Origin of the sequence: Pseudomonas sp. MWU12-2037 (assembly GCF_023242345.1) — a bacterium.
In the GTDB taxonomy this organism is placed as follows: domain Bacteria; phylum Pseudomonadota; class Gammaproteobacteria; order Pseudomonadales; family Pseudomonadaceae; genus Aquipseudomonas; species Aquipseudomonas gingeri_D.
On the sequence record NZ_JALLIZ010000005.1, the window covers coordinates 432,698 to 450,404 of the forward strand.

General features: G+C 58.4%; 14 protein-coding genes. 8 read left to right on the forward strand and 6 right to left on the reverse strand.

The window, feature by feature from the left end; all coding sequences use genetic code 11:
- Nucleotides 1-5: 5 nt before the first annotated feature.
- Both M5B42_RS12375 and M5B42_RS12380 read left to right on the forward strand, forming a co-directional pair.
- Nucleotides 6-1,064 (forward strand): ABC transporter ATP-binding protein, encoded by a 1,059-nt coding sequence (locus tag M5B42_RS12375; RefSeq protein ID WP_248745975.1) that lies wholly within the window; start codon nt 6-8, stop codon nt 1,062-1,064.
- A 295-nt stretch (nt 1,065-1,359) separates the two neighbouring features.
- Nucleotides 1,360-2,025 carry a dienelactone hydrolase family protein gene (locus M5B42_RS12380; protein WP_248745976.1) on the forward strand — a complete coding sequence of 222 codons (666 nt, stop codon included), beginning with the start codon at nt 1,360-1,362 and terminating at the stop codon, nt 2,023-2,025.
- Between the two features lie 47 nt (nt 2,026-2,072).
- Here the strand turns inward: M5B42_RS12380 and M5B42_RS12385 are convergent, their stop codons facing one another.
- The gene (locus M5B42_RS12385) at nt 2,073-3,149 is read right to left on the reverse strand and encodes an alpha/beta hydrolase (RefSeq protein WP_248745977.1); all 1,077 of its coding nucleotides are present in this window, start codon (nt 3,147-3,149) and stop codon (nt 2,073-2,075) included.
- Nucleotides 3,150-3,446: 297 nt separating this feature from the next.
- On the opposite strand from M5B42_RS12385, the gene M5B42_RS12390 reads away from it, so the two are divergent.
- From M5B42_RS12390 to M5B42_RS12405, 4 genes are all read left to right on the forward strand, one after another.
- Nucleotides 3,447-4,433 carry a universal stress protein gene (locus tag M5B42_RS12390; protein ID WP_248745978.1) on the forward strand — a complete coding sequence of 329 codons (987 nt, stop codon included), beginning with the start codon at nt 3,447-3,449 and terminating at the stop codon, nt 4,431-4,433.
- 95 nt (nt 4,434-4,528) lie between these two features.
- Entirely contained in the window at nt 4,529-6,925 is a 2,397-nt protein-coding gene (locus tag M5B42_RS12395) for a phosphoketolase family protein (RefSeq protein ID WP_248745979.1), read from the forward strand.
- A 29-nt stretch (nt 6,926-6,954) separates the two neighbouring features.
- Nucleotides 6,955-8,163, forward strand: coding sequence for an acetate/propionate family kinase (locus tag M5B42_RS12400; RefSeq protein ID WP_248745980.1), 1,209 nt, complete (start codon nt 6,955-6,957; stop codon nt 8,161-8,163).
- 227 nt (nt 8,164-8,390) lie between these two features.
- Nucleotides 8,391-9,368: a 2-oxoglutarate and iron-dependent oxygenase domain-containing protein gene (locus M5B42_RS12405; RefSeq protein ID WP_248745981.1), complete on the forward strand. Its 978-nt coding sequence runs from the start codon at nt 8,391-8,393 to the stop codon at nt 9,366-9,368.
- 54 nt (nt 9,369-9,422) lie between these two features.
- Here M5B42_RS12405 and M5B42_RS12410 read toward each other — a convergent pair whose 3' ends face one another.
- From M5B42_RS12410 to M5B42_RS12430, 5 genes are all read right to left on the reverse strand, one after another.
- Nucleotides 9,423-10,187 carry an ABC transporter substrate-binding protein gene (locus tag M5B42_RS12410; RefSeq protein WP_152739083.1) on the reverse strand — a complete coding sequence of 255 codons (765 nt, stop codon included), beginning with the start codon at nt 10,185-10,187 and terminating at the stop codon, nt 9,423-9,425.
- A 136-nt stretch (nt 10,188-10,323) separates the two neighbouring features.
- A complete protein-coding gene (locus M5B42_RS12415; protein WP_248745982.1) occupies nt 10,324-11,706 on the reverse strand; it encodes a heavy metal sensor histidine kinase in 1,383 nt (460 codons plus the stop codon).
- Nucleotides 11,703-12,374 carry a heavy metal response regulator transcription factor gene (locus M5B42_RS12420; RefSeq protein ID WP_103497435.1) on the reverse strand — a complete coding sequence of 224 codons (672 nt, stop codon included), beginning with the start codon at nt 12,372-12,374 and terminating at the stop codon, nt 11,703-11,705. Before M5B42_RS12420 ends, M5B42_RS12415 begins: the two co-directional genes overlap by 4 nt.
- A 145-nt stretch (nt 12,375-12,519) precedes the next feature.
- Complete coding sequence (locus M5B42_RS12425; RefSeq protein ID WP_248745983.1) at nt 12,520-12,774, reverse strand: DUF2790 domain-containing protein; 255 nt, start codon at nt 12,772-12,774, stop codon at nt 12,520-12,522.
- A 185-nt stretch (nt 12,775-12,959) separates the two neighbouring features.
- A complete protein-coding gene (locus M5B42_RS12430; protein ID WP_177099007.1) occupies nt 12,960-13,193 on the reverse strand; it encodes a hypothetical protein in 234 nt (77 codons plus the stop codon).
- A gap of 411 nt (nt 13,194-13,604) precedes the next feature.
- Between M5B42_RS12430 and M5B42_RS12435 the strand changes: the two genes are divergently transcribed.
- A complete protein-coding gene (locus tag M5B42_RS12435) occupies nt 13,605-16,259 on the forward strand; it encodes a glycosyltransferase (protein WP_248745984.1) in 2,655 nt (884 codons plus the stop codon).
- Entirely contained in the window at nt 16,259-17,698 is a 1,440-nt protein-coding gene (locus tag M5B42_RS12440; protein ID WP_248745985.1) for a radical SAM protein, read from the forward strand. The genes M5B42_RS12435 and M5B42_RS12440 overlap by 1 nt, the downstream gene beginning before the upstream one ends.
- Nucleotides 17,699-17,707: the final 9 nt, after the last annotated feature.

The window sequence follows — 17,707 nt, forward strand, 5'->3', positions numbered from 1 at the left end:
TCGACATGGCTGATGTAGAAATTCGCGGCCTGCGCAAGACGTTTGGCAACACCCCGGTATTGCGTGGCGTCGATCTGTCGGTGTCGTCCGGCAGCCTGGTGGCGATTCTTGGACCGTCCGGCAGTGGCAAGACCACGTTGTTGCGGCTGCTCTGTGGCTTCGAGCGCGGTGACGCGGGGACGATTCAGATCAATGGCCAGCGGGTCAGCGGTCCCGGCGTCTATGTGCCGTCGGAGAAGCGTCATATCGGTTATGTGCCGCAGGAAGGCGCGCTGTTTCCGCATCTGTCGGTGGCCGAAAACATCGTCTTCGGCCTGTCGCGGCAACTGCGAAAAGCCCACCACCGCGTCACCGAGTTGCTCGAACTGGTGGGTTTGCCCGGCGACTTTGCCAAGCGTTCGCCGCATTCATTGTCCGGCGGACAGCAGCAACGGGTAGCGCTGGCCCGGGCGCTTGCGCCGGCACCGGCGCTGGTTCTGCTCGATGAGCCGTTTTCCTCGCTGGATGCCGCGCTGCGGGTGGAAACCCGGCAGGCGGTGGCCCAGGCCTTGTCGGCGGCCGGCGCCACTGCGTTGCTGGTCACCCACGATCAGTCCGAGGCGTTGTCCATGGGCAGCGAAGTCGCGGTGTTATGGAAGGGGGAACTGGTACAGGTGGCGAGCCCCGAGCAGTTGTACCGGATGCCGGTCAGTCCCGAGCTTGCGCGCTTTGTTGGCGATGCCATGTTGTTGCCGGGGATTGTCGACGGCGCCCGCGTGGTGTGTGCCCTGGGACCTTTGCGCCTGATGGCGGCCATGCCCGACGGGCCGGTACAGGTGTTGCTGCGGCCGGAGCAGATCAGGCTTTCAGCCGTGGAAACCGGCGTTGTCCAGGGGCGGGGCAGGGTGCTGAAAGTGGACTACTACGGGCATGATGCCTGTGTGCACCTGGGGCTGTCGGATGGTACGGGCCTATCGACCACGCTGATTGCGCGCGTGCCCGGCCATTTATGCCCGCGGCCGGGTGATGAGGTGGCCATCAGCGTGGAGGGGGAGGTACTGGCCTATGAAGTTTTCCGTGATTGATATGGGTCAAGCAAACCAGCCGATACCAGGCCGGAATCAAGCCATCCGCTGAATCTGTCAAAGCGCCCACCCCAGCTATCTCATGAAGGCTGCACGAGGTCGTATCTTTGTTGATCCAGGTCAACATTGCGATTGTCATTTCATGGAGGCTGCAAGGGCGCCATTGTTGCAGATCCAACCAGGGGAACACCCTGATAGTCCACCTCAACGTCCTCAGCATCCTGCTGTTGACCTGGACGACCACGACCGCTATTCCGGAAAAGGAACCTCTTGGATACGAACCGGGAGCACTCCGATGCTTGAGCCTCAATCTCGAACGCTGGACCTGATGGATGTCGAGTTGTCAGCCGACTTGTTCCTGCCGATGAATGCAAAGGGGCTGGTGATCTTCGTTCATGGCAGTGGCAGCGGCCGTACCAGCCTGGGTAATCGGCACGTTGCCCAAGCCCTTGCCAGGGAGGGACTGGGGACGTTGCTGTTCGACCTGCTCACGGAGACCGAGCAACGCCTGGACAACCTGACCCGCGAGTTGCGTTTCGATATCACCCTGCTGGGCAGCCGGTTGGTAGAGGTGATCGACTGGATCGGCCAGGATGTGGAGTTGCATTCGTTACGGATCGGTCTGTTTGGCGCCAGTACGGGCGCCGCCGCGGCACTGTTGGCGGCGGCTGAGCGCCCGGACAGAGTGCACGCGGTGGTCAGTCGGGGAGGGCGGACCGACCTGGCAACAGTGGTGCTGCCCCGGGTGAAGGCACCGACCTTGCAGATCGTCGGCGCACAGGACCCCTTGGTATTTGGCCTGAACTTCCAAAGCAGTCATGTCCTGCGCTGTGAGCAGCGGCTGGAGGTCGTGGCGGGGGCAACGCATCTTTTTGAAGAGGCCGGCACCCTTGGGGAGGTCGCCAGGCTCGCTGGCGAGTGGTTCGAGAAGTATTTGCAGATGGAGTTAGTCACCCTTTGACGGGGCTTGAACACCAAACCCAAGGGCGACGTCCCTTCAAATGGCTATCAAAGATGATCGGCGTCGATAATGGCCTTGGCAAAGGCCTGCGGATCCTCCTGCGGCAGGTTGTGGCCGATGCCGCCCTGGATAAGCCGATACTCATATTTGCCGGTGAAACGCTTGGCATAGTCCTCGGCGGCGGGATGCGGTGCGCCGTTGGCGTCTCCCTCAAGGGTGATGGTCGGCACTCCGATGGACGGGGCCTTGGCCAACTTCTGTTCCAGAGGATCGTATTTCGTTTCCCCTTGGACCAGTCCCAGGCGCCAGCGGTAGTTGAAGACCGTAATGGCAACCTGGTCGGGATTGTCCAGGGCAGCAGCGCTGCGATTGAAGGTGGCGTCGTCGAAGGCCCATTTCGGCGAGGCCGTCTGCCAGATCAGCCTGGCGAAGTCGTGGGTGTTCTTTTCGTAGCCGGCACGGCCCCGTTCGGTGGCGAAGTAGTACTGGTACCACCACTGCAGCTCGGCCTTGGGTGGCAGTGGGGTCTTGCCGGCTTCCTGGTTGCCGATCAGATAACCGCTGACCGAGACCAGCGCCTTGACCCGTTCCGGCCAGAGTGCCGAGACGATATCCGCCGAGCGCGCGCCCCAATCGTAACCACCGAGCACCGCCTGCTTGATCTTAAGTGCGTCCATGAAGTCGATGACATCGCTGGCCAGCGCGGCGGGTTGGCCGTTGCGCACGGTGTTGGCGGAAAGGAAGTGCGTATCGCCATAGCCCCGTGCGTAGGGCATGAGTACCCGGTAACCCTTTGCCGCCAGTAACGGTGCTACTGCGTCATAGCTGTGAATGTCGTAGGGCCAGCCGTGCAGGAGAATGACCACAGGACCATCGACCGGGCCTGTTTCGGCGTAGGTCACATCCAGCAAACCGGCATCGATATGCTTGAGCAGGCCGAACGGGGTGGACTGGGCCGCACCGCTGGTGCCGCCAGTATTCACCGTTGCCGGGGCCGCTGCGTTGCTGGCTTGCGCGTGGGCGACACCAAGCGCACCGAACTGCATCAGCGTGAATGCGAGGACGGACGAGCCAAGCAGGCGGCGTTTTTTATCAACGGGGTGTTTCAACAGGGTTGTCTTCATGTTCCGGTGTCCTTTCAAACGAAGGGGCAGGTGTTCTGGCTGACTCTTATTTGAACGCGGAGACGTATCTGGCCTGTTTCAAGATTGCCCTGTGAGTGTAAATGCTTGTATCGAGCCGGCTTGAGATACACGGTGATACACGACGGATTCTGCTGCGGACGGCGCGCTACAACAGCGTGCTTGTTGAGGGAGATCAAATTCGCCTGCTGCTTTGGGTCCACTATGGAAACAGACCATGAGCAGAACGGGCGTACATGGGTCAATCAACGGCGGGACTGCCAAATGCCGAGGTGAGTCATGATCCGATCATTGCGTCTACTGCTTATTGCACCTTCCCAACCGGTGCACACCCCTGCGTTGGAATATGCGGGGGGATTGGCGCAGACACTCAATTCGGCGTTGCATCTGGTTGCTTTCGTCCATGCAGCGGCACTCGATGTGGTCGGGCACGGCCATTCGGTCAATCTGGACAACGCCCGCAACGGCATGATGGATGTTTATCGGCAGTGGCTGAACAGCGAAGCGGTCTTGTTGCGCGAAAAGGGAGTTGAAGTGCAGTACGAGGTTATTTGGGGAAAACCATCCGCTTTTGAGCTGGCAGCCTACGCACAGAACCTGAAGACTGACTTGATTATCAAAGACTTGCGCGAAGAAGCTCATCTAAAACGTCTGGTGTTGTCGTCGCTCGATTGGGACTTGTTGTGTGCCAGCCAGACCTCGGTACTCTATATCAAGCAAGCACCAGCCCCTCGTCTGCGCAAGATTCTGGTGGCAGTGGACATTGAACTGGAGGGCGAGGCGCGCGCGACTGAAAATGACCAGATCATCAGCATGGCCCGGCAATTGGCGGATGCCTGTCATGCGTCGTTGCATCTGATTACGGTCTACCACTGCGATTCCGTAGGCTGCAAGAGCATTGCAGCAGCCCTCTCAAGTGCTGAGTTGCCGAGTTATGAGGCCCGCAGGAACGTATTCGATGCATTGGCGACTGAACATGGGTTCGCCAAGGAACATCGGCATTTCCTGGTGGGAGCACCGGCCAACGTCATTCGTAGCTATATCCAGCGTAATACTTATGATCTCCTGATCATTGGCTCTGCCAATCACCATCTTCTCAGTTCGACGATCGGGAGCACGGCGGAAGGGATTCTCGATAATCCCGTCTGCAATGTGCTTGCACTCAAACTGCCTCCCGCGTCCTGTAATTCGTATGCGCAGACGCAAGAGGGCGCGCAGGCCGATGGCGTGTCCCATCAATTGCAACCGGAGTTGATGGCTCGGTAAAGGCCGGGGAAACCAACTGGCTTGATGTAGATCAAGCAGCAAAGTGCTCCGACTCCGATAGTAAACGCTCGAGTTCGCACCCATCGGAGTTCTTCATGAGTGACTTTCTGAACAAGGATCAATTGGAAGGGCTCGATGCCTACTGGCGGGCTTCCAACTATCTGGCCGTTGGGCAGATCTACCTCAAGGACAATCCGCTGTTGCGCAGGCCCCTGGCACTGACCGATGTGAAACCTCGGTTACTGGGGCACTGGGGAACCAGTCCTGGCTTGAATCTGATCTACGTGCACCTCAACCACCTGATCAAGACCCATGACCTGAACCTGCTCTTTGTCACCGGCCCGGGGCACGGCGCGCCGGCCATCATGGCGCAGGCGTATCTGGAAGGGACCTACACCGAACTGAACCCGCGGGTGGAACAAAACGCCGACGGATTGCTGCAGCTGTTTCGACAGTTTTCCTGGCCTTATGGTATCTCCAGTCATGTGTCGGCGCAGGTGCCCGGGTCCATCAATGAAGGCGGGGAGTTGGGCTATTCCCTGGCGCACGCCTACGGTGCGGCCTTTGATAATCCCGATCTGATCGTCGCCTGTGTGATTGGCGATGGCGAGGCCGAAACCGGCGCACTGGCGGCCAGCTGGCATTCGAACAAGTTTCTCGACCCGCGGCGTGACGGCGCCGTACTGCCGATTTTGCACCTCAATGGCTACAAGATTGCCAACCCTACGCTGCTCTCGCGCATCAGCGAGGAAGAGCTCAGCGCCTTGATGTATGGCTATGGCTATGAGCCTTACTTTGTCGAGGGCGATGATCCCGAGACGGTGCATCAGGCCCTGGCTAAAACCCTGGACACCATTTTATCGGAGCTGCGCGAAATTCAGCGTACTGCACGTCGGCAGCCCAGGCAGTCGGTGCCGGAGCGTCCGCTCTGGCCGATGCTGGTACTACGCACGCCCAAAGGCTGGACCGGCCCCAAGTTCGTCGACGGCTTGCCTGTGGAAGGGACCTGGCGTGCCCACCAGGTACCGCTGGCGGACCTGCAACAACCCAGGCATTTGATGCAACTTCAGGAATGGCTCAAGAGTTACCGCCCGGAGGAGCTGTTCAGCGCCGGCGGCGCCTTGCTGCCCCACATTGCCGAATTGGCACCGGGCGGACACCAGCGCATGAGTGCCAATCCCCATGCCAACGGTGGGTTGCTGCTGCGCTCCCTGGAAATCCCGCGTTTTTCGGAATATGCGGTCAAACTGCCAAGCCCCGGGGCCTTACAGGCGGAACCGACACGTGTGCTGGGCGTGTTTTTGAAAGAGGTCATGAGAAGCAACCTGGCGTCTGCGAACTTCCGGCTGTTTGGCCCGGATGAAACAGCTTCCAACCGGCTCGACGCGGTCTATGAGGTCAGTGGCAAGACCTGGATGGCGGACCTGGAGCCGGGAGACAATCATCTGGCCGCCGATGGGCGGGTCATGGAAATACTCAGTGAACATGTGTGCGAAGGTTGGCTGGAGGGTTACCTGCTCACCGGGCGTCATGGGCTGTTTTCCTGCTACGAAGCCTTCATTCACATTGTCGGTTCGATGGTCAATCAGCACGCCAAATGGTTGAAAACCGCCGCCAGTGTGCCCTGGCGCAAACCCATTGCCTCGCTCAACCTGTTGCTGTCTTCCCATGTCTGGCAGCAAGACCATAATGGTTTTTCCCATCAGGACCCGGGATTCATCGATCTGGTGGCCAACAAGAAAGCCGAGGTGGTGCGTATTTACCTGCCACCCGATGCCAATTGCCTGTTGTCGGTGACAGATCACTGCCTGCGCAGTCGCAATTACATCAATGTCATTGTCGCGGGCAAACAGCCGGCCTGGCAGTGGCTGGATATCGAATCGGCCATCAGCCATTGCCTGCGTGGCATTGGTCGCTGGGCGTGGGCCAGTCATGACGATGAGGTCCCGGATGTGGTGATGGCCTGCGCCGGTGATGTGCCAACCCTGGAAACCCTGGCGGCGGTGACCTTGTTGCGCGATTACGTAGCGGATCTGAAGGTCAGGGTTGTCAATGTGGTCGACCTGATGGTGATCCAACCCGATAGCGAGCACCCCCACGGTCTATCGGAGGGGGCTTTCGAGGAACTTTTTCCCCGCGATATACCGGTTATCTTTGCCTTCCACGGCTATCCATCGTTGATCCACCGGCTTTTGCACGGTCGCGGACAGCAGGAGCGTTTTCATGTCCGGGGGTTCAAGGAGGAGGGGGCCACCACGACGCCCTTTGACCTGACGGTGATCAACCAGCTGGATCGTTACCAACTGGCCCTGGATGTGATTGAACGTGTCCCACGCCTGCAGCCGCAGGTCGAGACCGCGCGTGCACGTTATTGGGCCTCCCGGGAAAGGCATGCCCTGTACCTGATCGAACATGGCCAGGACCTGCCGGAAGTGGCGCAATGGCAATGGACGCCGGCCTCCGAAAACGGAGCGGACGGCCCAGGCCAGTAACGGCTGCGGCAAAACAGGAGTGCACCACGATGGATGATCCTTGCCCCGCGTTGTTGGTGTTTAACGCGGGTTCTTCGACGCTCAAGTTTTCCCTTTATGACGCGAGCCTGTCAGCGCCCCACTGTCTGGGGCATGGCAGTGTCGAAGTGCGCGAACACAAGGCCAGCCTGAGTTATCAGGACACCCGGCTCAAGGCCGGGCCGCAGGCGCACTGGTCGAGTGCCGGTGACGGCATGGACGCTGCCACCTTGAGCCACCTGATGGGCTGGATCGACAGCAATACCCGGTGGCGTGTCCGCGCCGCGGCCCATCGCGTGGTCCATGGCGGCCAGCGGCGCGAGGTGGCGGCGCTGGTCGATGGGTCGCTGATCCGCGAGATGCAGGCGCTGACGCCGATGGCGCCGTTGCACCAGCCGTTGTGCCTGGCGCCCATGCTCCACTTGGCCCGTGAGTATCCCGGTATGCCCCAAGTGGCCTGTTTCGACACCGCGTTTCACCACACCCTCGATCCACTGGAAACCCTTTACGGACTGCCCAAGGCCCTGAGTGAGGCGGGCATGCGCCGTTACGGCTTCCACGGCTTGTCCTATGAGTATATTGCCGGTGTTTTGCCCGATTACGACCGCGATGCGGCACAAGGGCGGACGATCGTCGCCCACCTCGGCAACGGCGCCAGTTTATGTGCGCTGCATGACCGGATCAGTCGCGCGACCACCATGGGCTTCTCCACGCTGGACGGATTGCTCATGGGCAGTCGACCGGGAAGCCTGGATCCCGGGATCGTGCTGTACCTGCTGCGTGAGCGCGGCATGAGCGCACAGGCAGTCGAACACCTGCTGTATCACGAGTGCGGCTTGCTGGGTGTCTCTGGCGGCGAGGCCAGCGATATGCGCACGCTGATGGCCAGCCGTTCGGACGCCGCCAAACAGGCCATAGCGTTGTTTGTACGCCGCGTCGTCAAGGAAATCGGCGCGCTGGCCGCGGTGCTCGGTGGCGTTGACGCGCTGGTATTCACCGGTGGCATCGGAGAACACGCGCATGAGGTGCGCGATGGGATTCTTGAGGGGTGCGCCTGGTTAGGCGTAGTTCGAAAAAGCGCCGGCAGTGAGAAGCCCGATCAGGCCGTGTCTGCCTGCCTTTCCCAGGCGCAGAGCAAAGTATCGGCATGGGTCATTGCCACTGACGAAAGCGCGGTCATCGCCCGGCACAGCCTGGCCTTGCTGCCTCAGGGGGTGTAACCGAAAGCCGCACCTGATACGTGCTCATTGCACACTGTTGGGGCGTATGGAAATCAATGGTCACGGGGAAATCCACCCCACCGGCGGTATTGAACAGTGGGTAGGCGCTTTGGCGTGCGGTAGAGGGGTGTCGGGCGAGAGGGACGGCACGGTAAATGCTTATGGCTGTATATACAGCTGAGCAATAAGTGCGTCATGTCCTCTCAACCACGCCCCCAGGAGTGCATATGTCTTCCAGCATCCGTCTTCCCCTGATTGATATGTCCGGTATTCGCGAAGGTGACCAGGCGAGTATTCGTCGAGCCGCCGATGCCATCCGGACTGCCTGCTGCGATACCGGCTTCTTCTACATCATCAATCACGGTGTACCGCAGCCGGTGATCGACAGGGCGATGTCGGCTGCCGCGGAGTTCTTTGCCTATCCGACCGAGGTCAAGCGCGAGGCGGCCGTCAACAAGCGCCATCGTGGCTGGCACGCGCTGGGCGGGGCGACCATGTACGAAGCCAGCAAACCCGATCACAAGGAGTTTTTCAGTATCGGGCTCGAGTTGGCTGAAGACGATCCCAGCGTACTCGCCGGTGAGGCGCTGCGCGGCCCGAACCAGTGGCCGGCATTTATGCCGTCGTTGCGCGAGGTCCTGGCCGAGTACTATCAGGAAATCGGCAAGGCCGGGGCGGATCTGCTGAGGGTGGTGGCGGTGGGGTTGGAGATTGACGAGCATTTCTTCATCGACAAATACACCAAGCCTTTGCAACGCACCCAGATGGTCTATTACCCGCCGCAACCGGCCCAGGCCGATGCCGATCAATTCGGGGTGGCGCCCCACACCGACTACGGTTGCATCACCTTGCTGTATCAGGACAACAGCGGCGGCTTGCAGGTCCGTGAGCTGGGCTCCAACAGCTGGATCGATGCGACGCCGATTCCGGGCAGCCTGGTGGTGAACGTCGGCGACCTGCTGGCGCGCTGGTCCAACAATCGCTTTCGCTCGACCTTGCATCGGGTGATCAACCGCTCAGGTCATGAGCGTTACTCCATCGCGACCTTCTATGATCCGACCTATGGCGCCCTGGTCGATCCCTGTGAACTGGGGATCGATTCAGCGCAGAGCCTGTATCCGCCGGTGGCGGCGGGAGACTACATACTCAAGAGAATCGATGACTCGATGGCGTATCGCAAGGGCAAGGCGCCAGGCGTTGAGTGAATGCCGTAAACGGCAGGGAGGATGGCACGTACAAAAGGGGCGCCCCTTCGCGAATCACTGCGACAGGTAGTCCTTTTGTATCCGTGCCAGCGTCCCGTCACGGCGAAGCGCTTCAATCGCTTGGCGCAAGTCGTGGACCTGTTCGGAGGAGCATTGCTTCGAGCAGGCGAGATAGAGATCCACCGTGCTCATGACGGGGCTCATCAGCAGCTTGCGGCTGGAGACCTTGGGCCAGATGTACTGGCTCTCGGGGACGCCGTTGAACCAGGCATCGATGCGGCCTTTCAAAAGCATTTGCGCGGGATTTTCCCCAATGGTCAAGGGGTGGATCTGCTTGTCGCTGAAACCTTGGGCACGCAGGATTTCCTCTTGCGCACTGCCCAGGCCCACGCCGATCACATGGTAGATCTTCCTGGCTTCGGCGAAGCTGCTCACCCGGTGCTCAAGGCTGAAAAAAGCACGGTCCATGCTCATGATGGGCGCGATCCAGGTGAAGTGATCTTCGCGCTCGGGCGTACGTGACAACGGGGCGATCAAGAGGTCCTGCTTCTCACTGACGTATTTTTGCGACCTGGCCCAGGGCAGCGCCTGTATATGAGCGACATAGCCGGCTTTGGCAATGGCCATCAGGGCGGCATCTCCGACGATGCCGTGCCCCTTGGCGTCATCGACAAGCGTCAGCGGGGGCGCGTCGATGATAAACAGGTCGATCGGTTGTGGCGCAGCCCATGCGTGATAGCTCAGCAGCAGGAACGCCGGCAGACACAGCTTGGCAAGGGCCTGGGTACGAGTATGGGCTACGCGCGTGATCTGGCTCATGACCTGATATCTCAAGCACGGCTGGCAGCTCCCGGAAAAGCCCGGAGAAATCATGGCGACCGCTGACTTAGCGTAGCGCGGATTTGAGAGAAAGCCGGAGTTTGGCGCAAATGAACGGGTGATCGATCCAACCGATTTATTGCTCGCGCATCGGGAAGGACAGCTCGAAACAGGTCACGCCACTCTCGCTGGTAACGCTGTAGTGACCACTGTGCAATTGCATGATGGTCGCTACGATCGACAGGCCAAGCCCGTTGGATTGGGCCGAGCGCTCACGCGATTGATCAACCCGATAGAACCGCTCGAACAGTCTCGGCAGGTGCTCCGCCGGGATGGTGGTGCCTTGGTTGCACACACGCAGATGGATGCCAGTGTCCGACGGTATGGCCTGGATCAACAGTTCGGAATGAGGTGCTCCGTACTTGATCGCGTTGGCACACAGATTGGCCAAGGCGCGGCGCAGCAGGACGGGTTCGGCCCAGATTACCCCTTCACCTTCCGCGCGGATGCTGATGTCGGCGTCTGCCGCCAGACCTTCGAAATAATCAGCCATGCGCTCCACTTCTTCAGCGGCGTCCAACTCCTGGCGCTGCTGACGGGCACTGCTGGGGTCGGTGCGCGCGAGGAAAAGCATGTTGTCGAGCATGCGCGCCAAGCGTTCCAGCTCTTCTACATTGGAGGCCAGCAGTTGCTGGTAATGTTCAACGCTGCGGTTCTGCTGCATGGCGACCTGGGTTTCACCCAGCAGGTTGTTGATGGGGGTGCGCAGTTCATGGGCCATGTCCGTAGAGACGTGAGCCAGTTGCTCAAAACCCTTGCCCAGGCGTTCGAGCATGGTATTGAAAGAGTCGATCATCGGTAACAGCTCCTTCGGCGCGCCCTGGCTGTCGAGTCGTTCGGTCAGGTTGCCGATGCCATGGGCGTGGCGTGCCAGGCGCCGCAGCGGCAGCAGGCCGCGGTGAACCATCAACCAGCCGGCCAGGGCCAGGACAATGGCCGCGAGGCTGGCGAGGATATAGACGCTGAGACGGTAGCTGGTCAGCACCGCGGTTCGTTCGGTCATCAGGCGGCCGATGGTCAGTTGCAGCTTGCCCGAGTCGATATTCGCAGACACCGCGGCGAAGGGCGCACCATCGACTTCCGCTACTTTATGGACATCACTCAACTCCAGGGTGTGCTCCATCGCGACCGGAACCAACTGGGGAATATCGAGGTTCCCGGGATTGACCACGAGCAACGGAGGCCCCCCTGGAGCACCAATGCTGAGTACCGATTCGCGGTTGCCCATCATGTTCTGAAACAGCGCGGGCTTGGTTCTGATCAGATCCCGGGTGTTGCTGTCATTGAGCAGGTTACGCAACTGATTGACGCGGAAGACGAGGGCGGCTTCGTCACGGTGTATCAGCTCGCTCTCCAGTTCGCGGTACAGCTCGACCCCCATGGTCGCCAGCAGGGCAAAGGCCAGCAAGGCAAACACCAAGGCCAGGCGCAGTGTCAGGGAATAATGACGACGCTTCATGGTTGCGTATCGAAGCGGTAGCCAATGCCACGCACGCTGTGGATCAGCTTGAGCTGGAAAGGATCGTCTATTTTCAGGCGCAGGCGGCGCACCGCCACGTCCACCACATTGGTGTCGCTATCAAAGTTCATGTCCCAGACTCGGGAGGCGATCAGTGAGCGGGATAACACCTGCCCCTGATGCGTGGCAAACAGGTGCAGCAGGGCAAACTCCTTGTTGGTCAGCGTCACTCGCACGCCAGCGCGGATGACGCGGCGTTTGATGACATCGATCTGCAGGTCGTCGATCTGCAGTTGCTCTTCCTCCCGGGTCGGACCGCGTCGGGTCAGTGTGCGCAGGCGGGCGACCAGCTCGGCGAAAGAGAAGGGCTTGATCAGGTAGTCGTCGGCCCCCAGCTCCAGGCCTTTGATACGGTCGGCGATATCATCCCGGGCGGTCAGGAACAGGACTGGCGTGTCGGCCTCCTTGCGCAGGCGGCGCAGGACTTCCCAGCCGTCCATCTTCGGCATCATCACGTCCAGCACGATGACGTCGAAGGACGTTTCCAGGGCCTGGTGCAAGCCGTCAACGCCATCGCGGGCCAGGCTGACGGAGTAGCCTTGTTCCTGCAGGCCATTGAGTAAATAGTTGCCCGCCTTGGGTTCGTCTTCCACTACCAGGATATTCATGGGTATTACCTTGGTTCAGTTTCGGTATTCGATTCACGAAAGCGGACCAGAAAGCCGCGAGCAGGTGGCGCGAGTATAGCCCGATCATCAACTGATACTGCGTGTGGCCCCCGCTCCTTGTCAGCCATCTTCGTAAAGCTCCCCATCAGTTTTCGTTCGAGCAGTGCCCTTGAACCTGATAGTCGAACACATGTTCCCGACCCTGATGATCCAGGTAATCGAGCTTTGCCGGGATCACGCCGCATTGATCCGAGAGGTCGGTCATGGACAAGACTTTCGCCACGTCCATCTGGACGAAAAAACCAGTCTTGTCATGAATCACCGTTGGACTATCGGTGGTGCTGGCGAAGGCTGAACCGGTGGCGAGGAGGGCGGCGAATCCGAGCATAAGAAGTTTCATGGCATTGTCTCTCTGTCTGAGTGGGCTGCCTGTTGTTTGGCAGTGGGTTCACAATAACGAGGCCACTCAAACAGCCGACGAACAAAACAATGACAAAGTTGTAATGCAAGCTCGTCCGAAACCGGGGCCTGTGAGCACCGGTTCGGATCGAGACACAGGAGGGTAGGGGGTGGCTGGAAGAGCCTCTACCTGACGGGATGTTCTGCTGCCTTGCATTCCGCCAGGAAAGCCCTGCCCATGGGGGTCATTTGAGCACCGCTGTAGACCAGTTGCGGATGGCTGACGTCGGCCAGCGCTTGCGCATAGTTGAAGCTGATCAAGCGTTCCAGCGTATCGACCTCGGCAGGATCCTTGATCTCACTTTTGCCCTGGGCGATTTCATTCAGGAGACTGTAGAAGGCGGTGTCTTGTTTGTTCACGATTTAGCCTCTTTCCGGGGTTGTGCCTGCTGATGAGGGCCGTGCCATCACTACCAATATAGCGCTCCCAGCCTTGGCGCACGCAATTCAACCGCCAGCCGCGCGCCGACCGAAGGCGGCAGTACCGAATCACGCTGGAGCAGGGGCCCGTAACAGGCTGCCTTTTACGCGGATGACGCTGTTGTCCTGGATACCGGAAATACCTTGTCCCCCATTTCCGGGCCATGAATAAATAAAACCAATACTCGTCTGTATGAGTTGTTGATTCGACTCGTACAGACGAGTATTTTAATTTCGAGAGGTTACTTATGACCCTCTCATAAAACAAAAAATGGATAAAGCATGATTCAAGGCTAGCCGTTTCGAGTGCGTGGTAATCAATGACTTCCTATTGGTTTGAGGGGTATGAGCATGCAGGCTGGAGCCATATTTATATCATTTGATGCTGTCGCGGTATCGGGCATTACGGTCGAAGCATTAAAGATGGCCAAATGCCTTGAGCAGAGTGAGATTACGTCCTATCTCGACCTGGGCTATGACATCAAGATCGACAAAGGCAATTTCAACAGGCCTTATGATCACGAGAAAAATATCTATCAGGGTGTGTTTGCCCTGGTTCGCATCGAAGATATAGAGACTGTCCCGCATTACAGCCGGGATTTCATAGAGTATTCGCACAGTGTCTTGATCGGTCAAAAGACCGCGGTTTCTCCAGAAGAGCAGGAACGGCTTTTAATCGCCATTCGCGAGTCGTCACAGGCACTGGCTCATCGAATGGTGCAGTTTTGGGAAACACTGGATATCCGTTATGTGATCGTTGAAAACGGAACGTTGCCGGAAAACATTATTTACACCCAAGCCTTGTACCTGGCCATCGACGCCTATGGGCAAAAGCATGGCCTGGGGAATTTCGTTATCTGGCGCGATCATGACCTGATGTGGAACAGTGAGAAGACTGTGATGAAATACGGTCCGGAGCCGTATCCCCATGCCGTCAAGCCGGTTCAATCCCGCTACATCACCTATGTGACCCTCAATCAGCACCTGAAGAACAAACTCGAGGAATGGTGCGATCACGCCGTCGACGTCAAGGTCAGGAAGAATACCTATGATTTCAGCGGGCAGGGGACCTGCACGAACATCAAGGAAAGCCTGGATATCCGCGACAGCGACGTCCTGATTGCCCGCACGACCCGCATCATTCCGCAAAAACGACAGGACAGGGATATCTACCTGGTCCATCGGTTGAACGCGCTTTTTGCTCGGAACGGTAGCCGCCGAAGAGTGTATCTCGCGGTCGCCGGCGATCCCCATGAGCATCCCGGCTACTTTGAAGCCTTGAATAAACTGGCCCGGGAGCTACAGGTCGAGGCCTTTATCAAGTTCATCGGCTCGCTGCCCCATGACTCTATGCCGACAAAGGAAAAGTCCACGACCATTGAGGATTTGTATTACTCCTGCGATCTGGTTTCCTTTCTCACTTCCTGGGGGTATGACAGCTACGGCAATCCCGTGGGGGAGGCGATCAGCAGCCGGCGCTGCTATATCACGAGCCGCTACGAATATTATCAGGAGGTCTATGGCCAGCATGGTTTTGAAGCGCCGGTCATGTCGATCTCGGAAGATCGGGATGGCCTGCCTGATGATGACTTTATTGACGATGTCTATCAGTTATTGAATAACAAGACGCTGATGGCTGAAGTGGCTCATAAAAACTTCACCATCGGTCAGCAGGTGCTCTCCAATAACGTCATTGGCATGCTGGACTTGAGTCCTTCTGGAGGAAATATGCGTGAGGCTGCCTTTGTCTCGGTTGTGCTGCCGGTTTATAACGAAAGTGATCGCATCGATAGTGTGCTGGATTCTTTATTCAATCAGAAAACACGGGGTGGCCTGATTACCCACGCCACCTATGAACTGATCATCGTGGATAACAACTCCACGGATGACTCGGTAAAAAAAATCAACGCCTTCAAGGCTGAAAACCCGACCTTGGATATTCACGTTATCCAGGAGACCACCCAAGGTGTTTCATCTGCCAGAAAACGCGGCATGGACTATGCCTCCTTGCGCTCAAAACAGCGCGACATCCGCCTGGGAGTCAAGAATAAACACTACATTGCTTCCGCCGATGCGGACTGCACCGTGGACCCTTACTGGCTGCACGCGCTGATTGAAAAAATGCTCGAGGAGAACGGCGATCTGGGCACCTGTAATTACTATTACAACGAAGCGTCCTTTCGCCATCGGCCGAACCTGCTCAACGAGATCCAGAAGACCCTGCGCTGCCGCGAGATGTCATTTTCACTGTTTGGCGGTTTTCCGGACGGCAAGGGGTTTGCCGTCGAGCGGGGTCTCTACGACAAAGTGGGCGGCATCGAGATTTTCTACCAGTTGGACAAGGGCCGCTTTGTCGAACACCTCTCCGATGACTGGGATTTCGGGATCCGGGTGATCGCCTGGGGCGGCAAGCCGGTCTACGCCCACGATTCCCGTATCGAGATCAACAGCCGTCGTGTGGATACCATTCTGGATGAGGTGATTACCGGCAACGCCTATGGGCAGGATGGAATCATCATCATGAAGGACGTACGCCCCGACGTCGAAGAGCAAACCCCAACGCTGCGGGACACCACGCCTGTGCAGTCGCAACAGGCCTGGGACTACTCGATCAAGGACTATGTGCCCAAAAACATCGTGCTGCCGGCGCTGCTCAACCCGCGGATTCTGCTGGAAAGCCCGGCGGTACGTGAGTTTTTCAGCGAGCCGGTGGCCGATCGTATGTATCAGCGTATCGATGAAATCAAACAGGGCTCGCGGGTCATCGATTTCAAACCGATTCACGCCTACAAGACCCCGTCCTATCGCCTCTATTTCGAGTTCCGCGAGGAGATTTTCAGTGCCCTGCGCCGTGCCGTCGGCGAGGACATCGGCTTCCCGCCGCCATTGCCGGCCTGCTTCGATGGGGTCAAACCGGAAGACTTCGAGCGCTTTGTCTACTACTTCGCCGAAGACCGCGAGTCCGGTGAAGCCCATAACTACTTTGCGAACGGAGGGGTATTCTGATGAATGGCGAAGCGCTGGGCTCACTGAACGATATCGACTTGAACTATCCAACGCCGCGGGTCTACGACTTTCTCTCGCGCCCCGATAACAGCGCCTTTCTGGAGTACGTGTTCAACGACCCGTTCGGCTGCCATGTTTTCCCTGGCGATATCCCCGACTATCCGCTGTCCTCTTTTTTTGCCGACATGGATCGCGATATCAAGCAGGCCAGGCAGATCCACCTCTGGGCCTATATTCCCACCTGCCGCTACCGTTGCCATTTTTGCCAGTATCCGACGGTTATCCTGAACCCCAAGGCCGCCTCGTCGCAGCAGGTGTTCCGGGATCTGGTGGATTACAACATCAAAGAGGCCACGATGTGGCTCCAGAAAGTCCCCGGTCTGGCTCAGGCTGAAGTGGGCGAATTCAACATCTTTGGCGGTACACCGTCACTGCTGCCTGAGCAGGAACTGCGTCGTCTGATGGCGTTCTACCGGAGCCATTTCAACTTCTCGGCCGCCACCCTGCGCTTTGAGGGCGAACCGGGCACCCTGAACAAACCCTACCTGTCGCTGTTGAAGGAGCTGGGGTTCAGCAAAATCAGCTTCGGCACCCAATCCTTCAATGACCGCATCATCTCGGCCTGCGGTCGCATGCACTCCGCTGACGAGTGCGTGGAAACCATCCATCACGCCCGTGAAATCGGCCTGGACTGGGTCAGCGTCGACCTTATCTACGGCATGCTCGGCCAAAGCGTGGATGACGTGAAATACGACATGGAGAAGTCCCTCGAGCTCGAGCTTTCCCATGTGGTCATCAGCAAGCTGCACATGGAAGAGTTCATGAAAACCCGTACCGGCGTGTCGGGAGAGAAAGAAAGCCACTGGCAGAGAAAAGGGCTGATCAGTGTCAACGACATGAGCTTCCCGGGTCTTGGCAAGCAGTATCAGATGCGCGAGTTGGTGGAGCAGCACCTGTCGTCCGGTTATCGCGAACACCCGACCATGTACTTCCACCAGAACCATCGGCAGCCGGAGAAATGGAAAGGGCTTATCACCGATCTCGATAAACAGTACCCGGAAGTGGCGATCGGTCTCGGTGGCAGCTCGAAATGTACGGGCTCCGAGGCCATCAATATCACCGGCTACAACAAGTACAAGCAGGCACTTGATGAAGGCCGCCTGCCGATTGATGAAAGCCGGGGGTTCTCACCGCTCCAGCGCGAAGTGAATGCTTTCAAAATGGCACTTTCCACGCTGATTCCAGTGAATGACCAGGTCTTCAAACAGCGTTTTGAAGGCAGAAGCTTTTACGACAATCCGATTATCGGCGGCACGCTCAAAACCCTGGTCGACAAGGCTCTCGTCAGTATCGATGGCGATCTGGTCAGCCTGACGCCCAACGGCGTAACGCTGGTCGAAGCCGTCATCAACACCCAGTTCGTGACGCCGCAAGCCTGAGGGAGGTAT

Bases quoted from the DNA above. Each gene is read 5' to 3' on its own strand.
- M5B42_RS12420 (WP_103497435.1), bottom strand. From the start codon at position 12,374: ATGAATATCCTGGTAGTGGAAGACGAACCCAAGGCGGGCAACTATTTA.
- M5B42_RS12415 (WP_248745982.1), bottom strand. From the start codon at position 11,706: ATGAAGCGTCGTCATTATTCCCTGACACTGCGCCTGGCCTTGGTGTTT.
- M5B42_RS12385 (WP_248745977.1), bottom strand. From the start codon at position 3,149: ATGAAGACAACCCTGTTGAAACACCCCGTTGATAAAAAACGCCGCCTG.
- M5B42_RS12380 (WP_248745976.1), top strand. From the start codon at position 1,360: ATGCTTGAGCCTCAATCTCGAACGCTGGACCTGATGGATGTCGAGTTG.
- M5B42_RS12390 (WP_248745978.1), top strand. From the start codon at position 3,447: ATGATCCGATCATTGCGTCTACTGCTTATTGCACCTTCCCAACCGGTG.
- M5B42_RS12395 (WP_248745979.1), top strand. From the start codon at position 4,529: ATGAGTGACTTTCTGAACAAGGATCAATTGGAAGGGCTCGATGCCTAC.
- M5B42_RS12375 (WP_248745975.1), top strand. From the start codon at position 6: ATGGCTGATGTAGAAATTCGCGGCCTGCGCAAGACGTTTGGCAACACC.
- M5B42_RS12440 (WP_248745985.1), top strand. From the start codon at position 16,259: ATGAATGGCGAAGCGCTGGGCTCACTGAACGATATCGACTTGAACTAT.
- M5B42_RS12405 (WP_248745981.1), top strand. From the start codon at position 8,391: ATGTCTTCCAGCATCCGTCTTCCCCTGATTGATATGTCCGGTATTCGC.
- M5B42_RS12425 (WP_248745983.1), bottom strand. From the start codon at position 12,774: ATGAAACTTCTTATGCTCGGATTCGCCGCCCTCCTCGCCACCGGTTCA.
- M5B42_RS12410 (WP_152739083.1), bottom strand. From the start codon at position 10,187: ATGAGCCAGATCACGCGCGTAGCCCATACTCGTACCCAGGCCCTTGCC.
- M5B42_RS12400 (WP_248745980.1), top strand. From the start codon at position 6,955: ATGGATGATCCTTGCCCCGCGTTGTTGGTGTTTAACGCGGGTTCTTCG.
- M5B42_RS12435 (WP_248745984.1), top strand. From the start codon at position 13,605: ATGCAGGCTGGAGCCATATTTATATCATTTGATGCTGTCGCGGTATCG.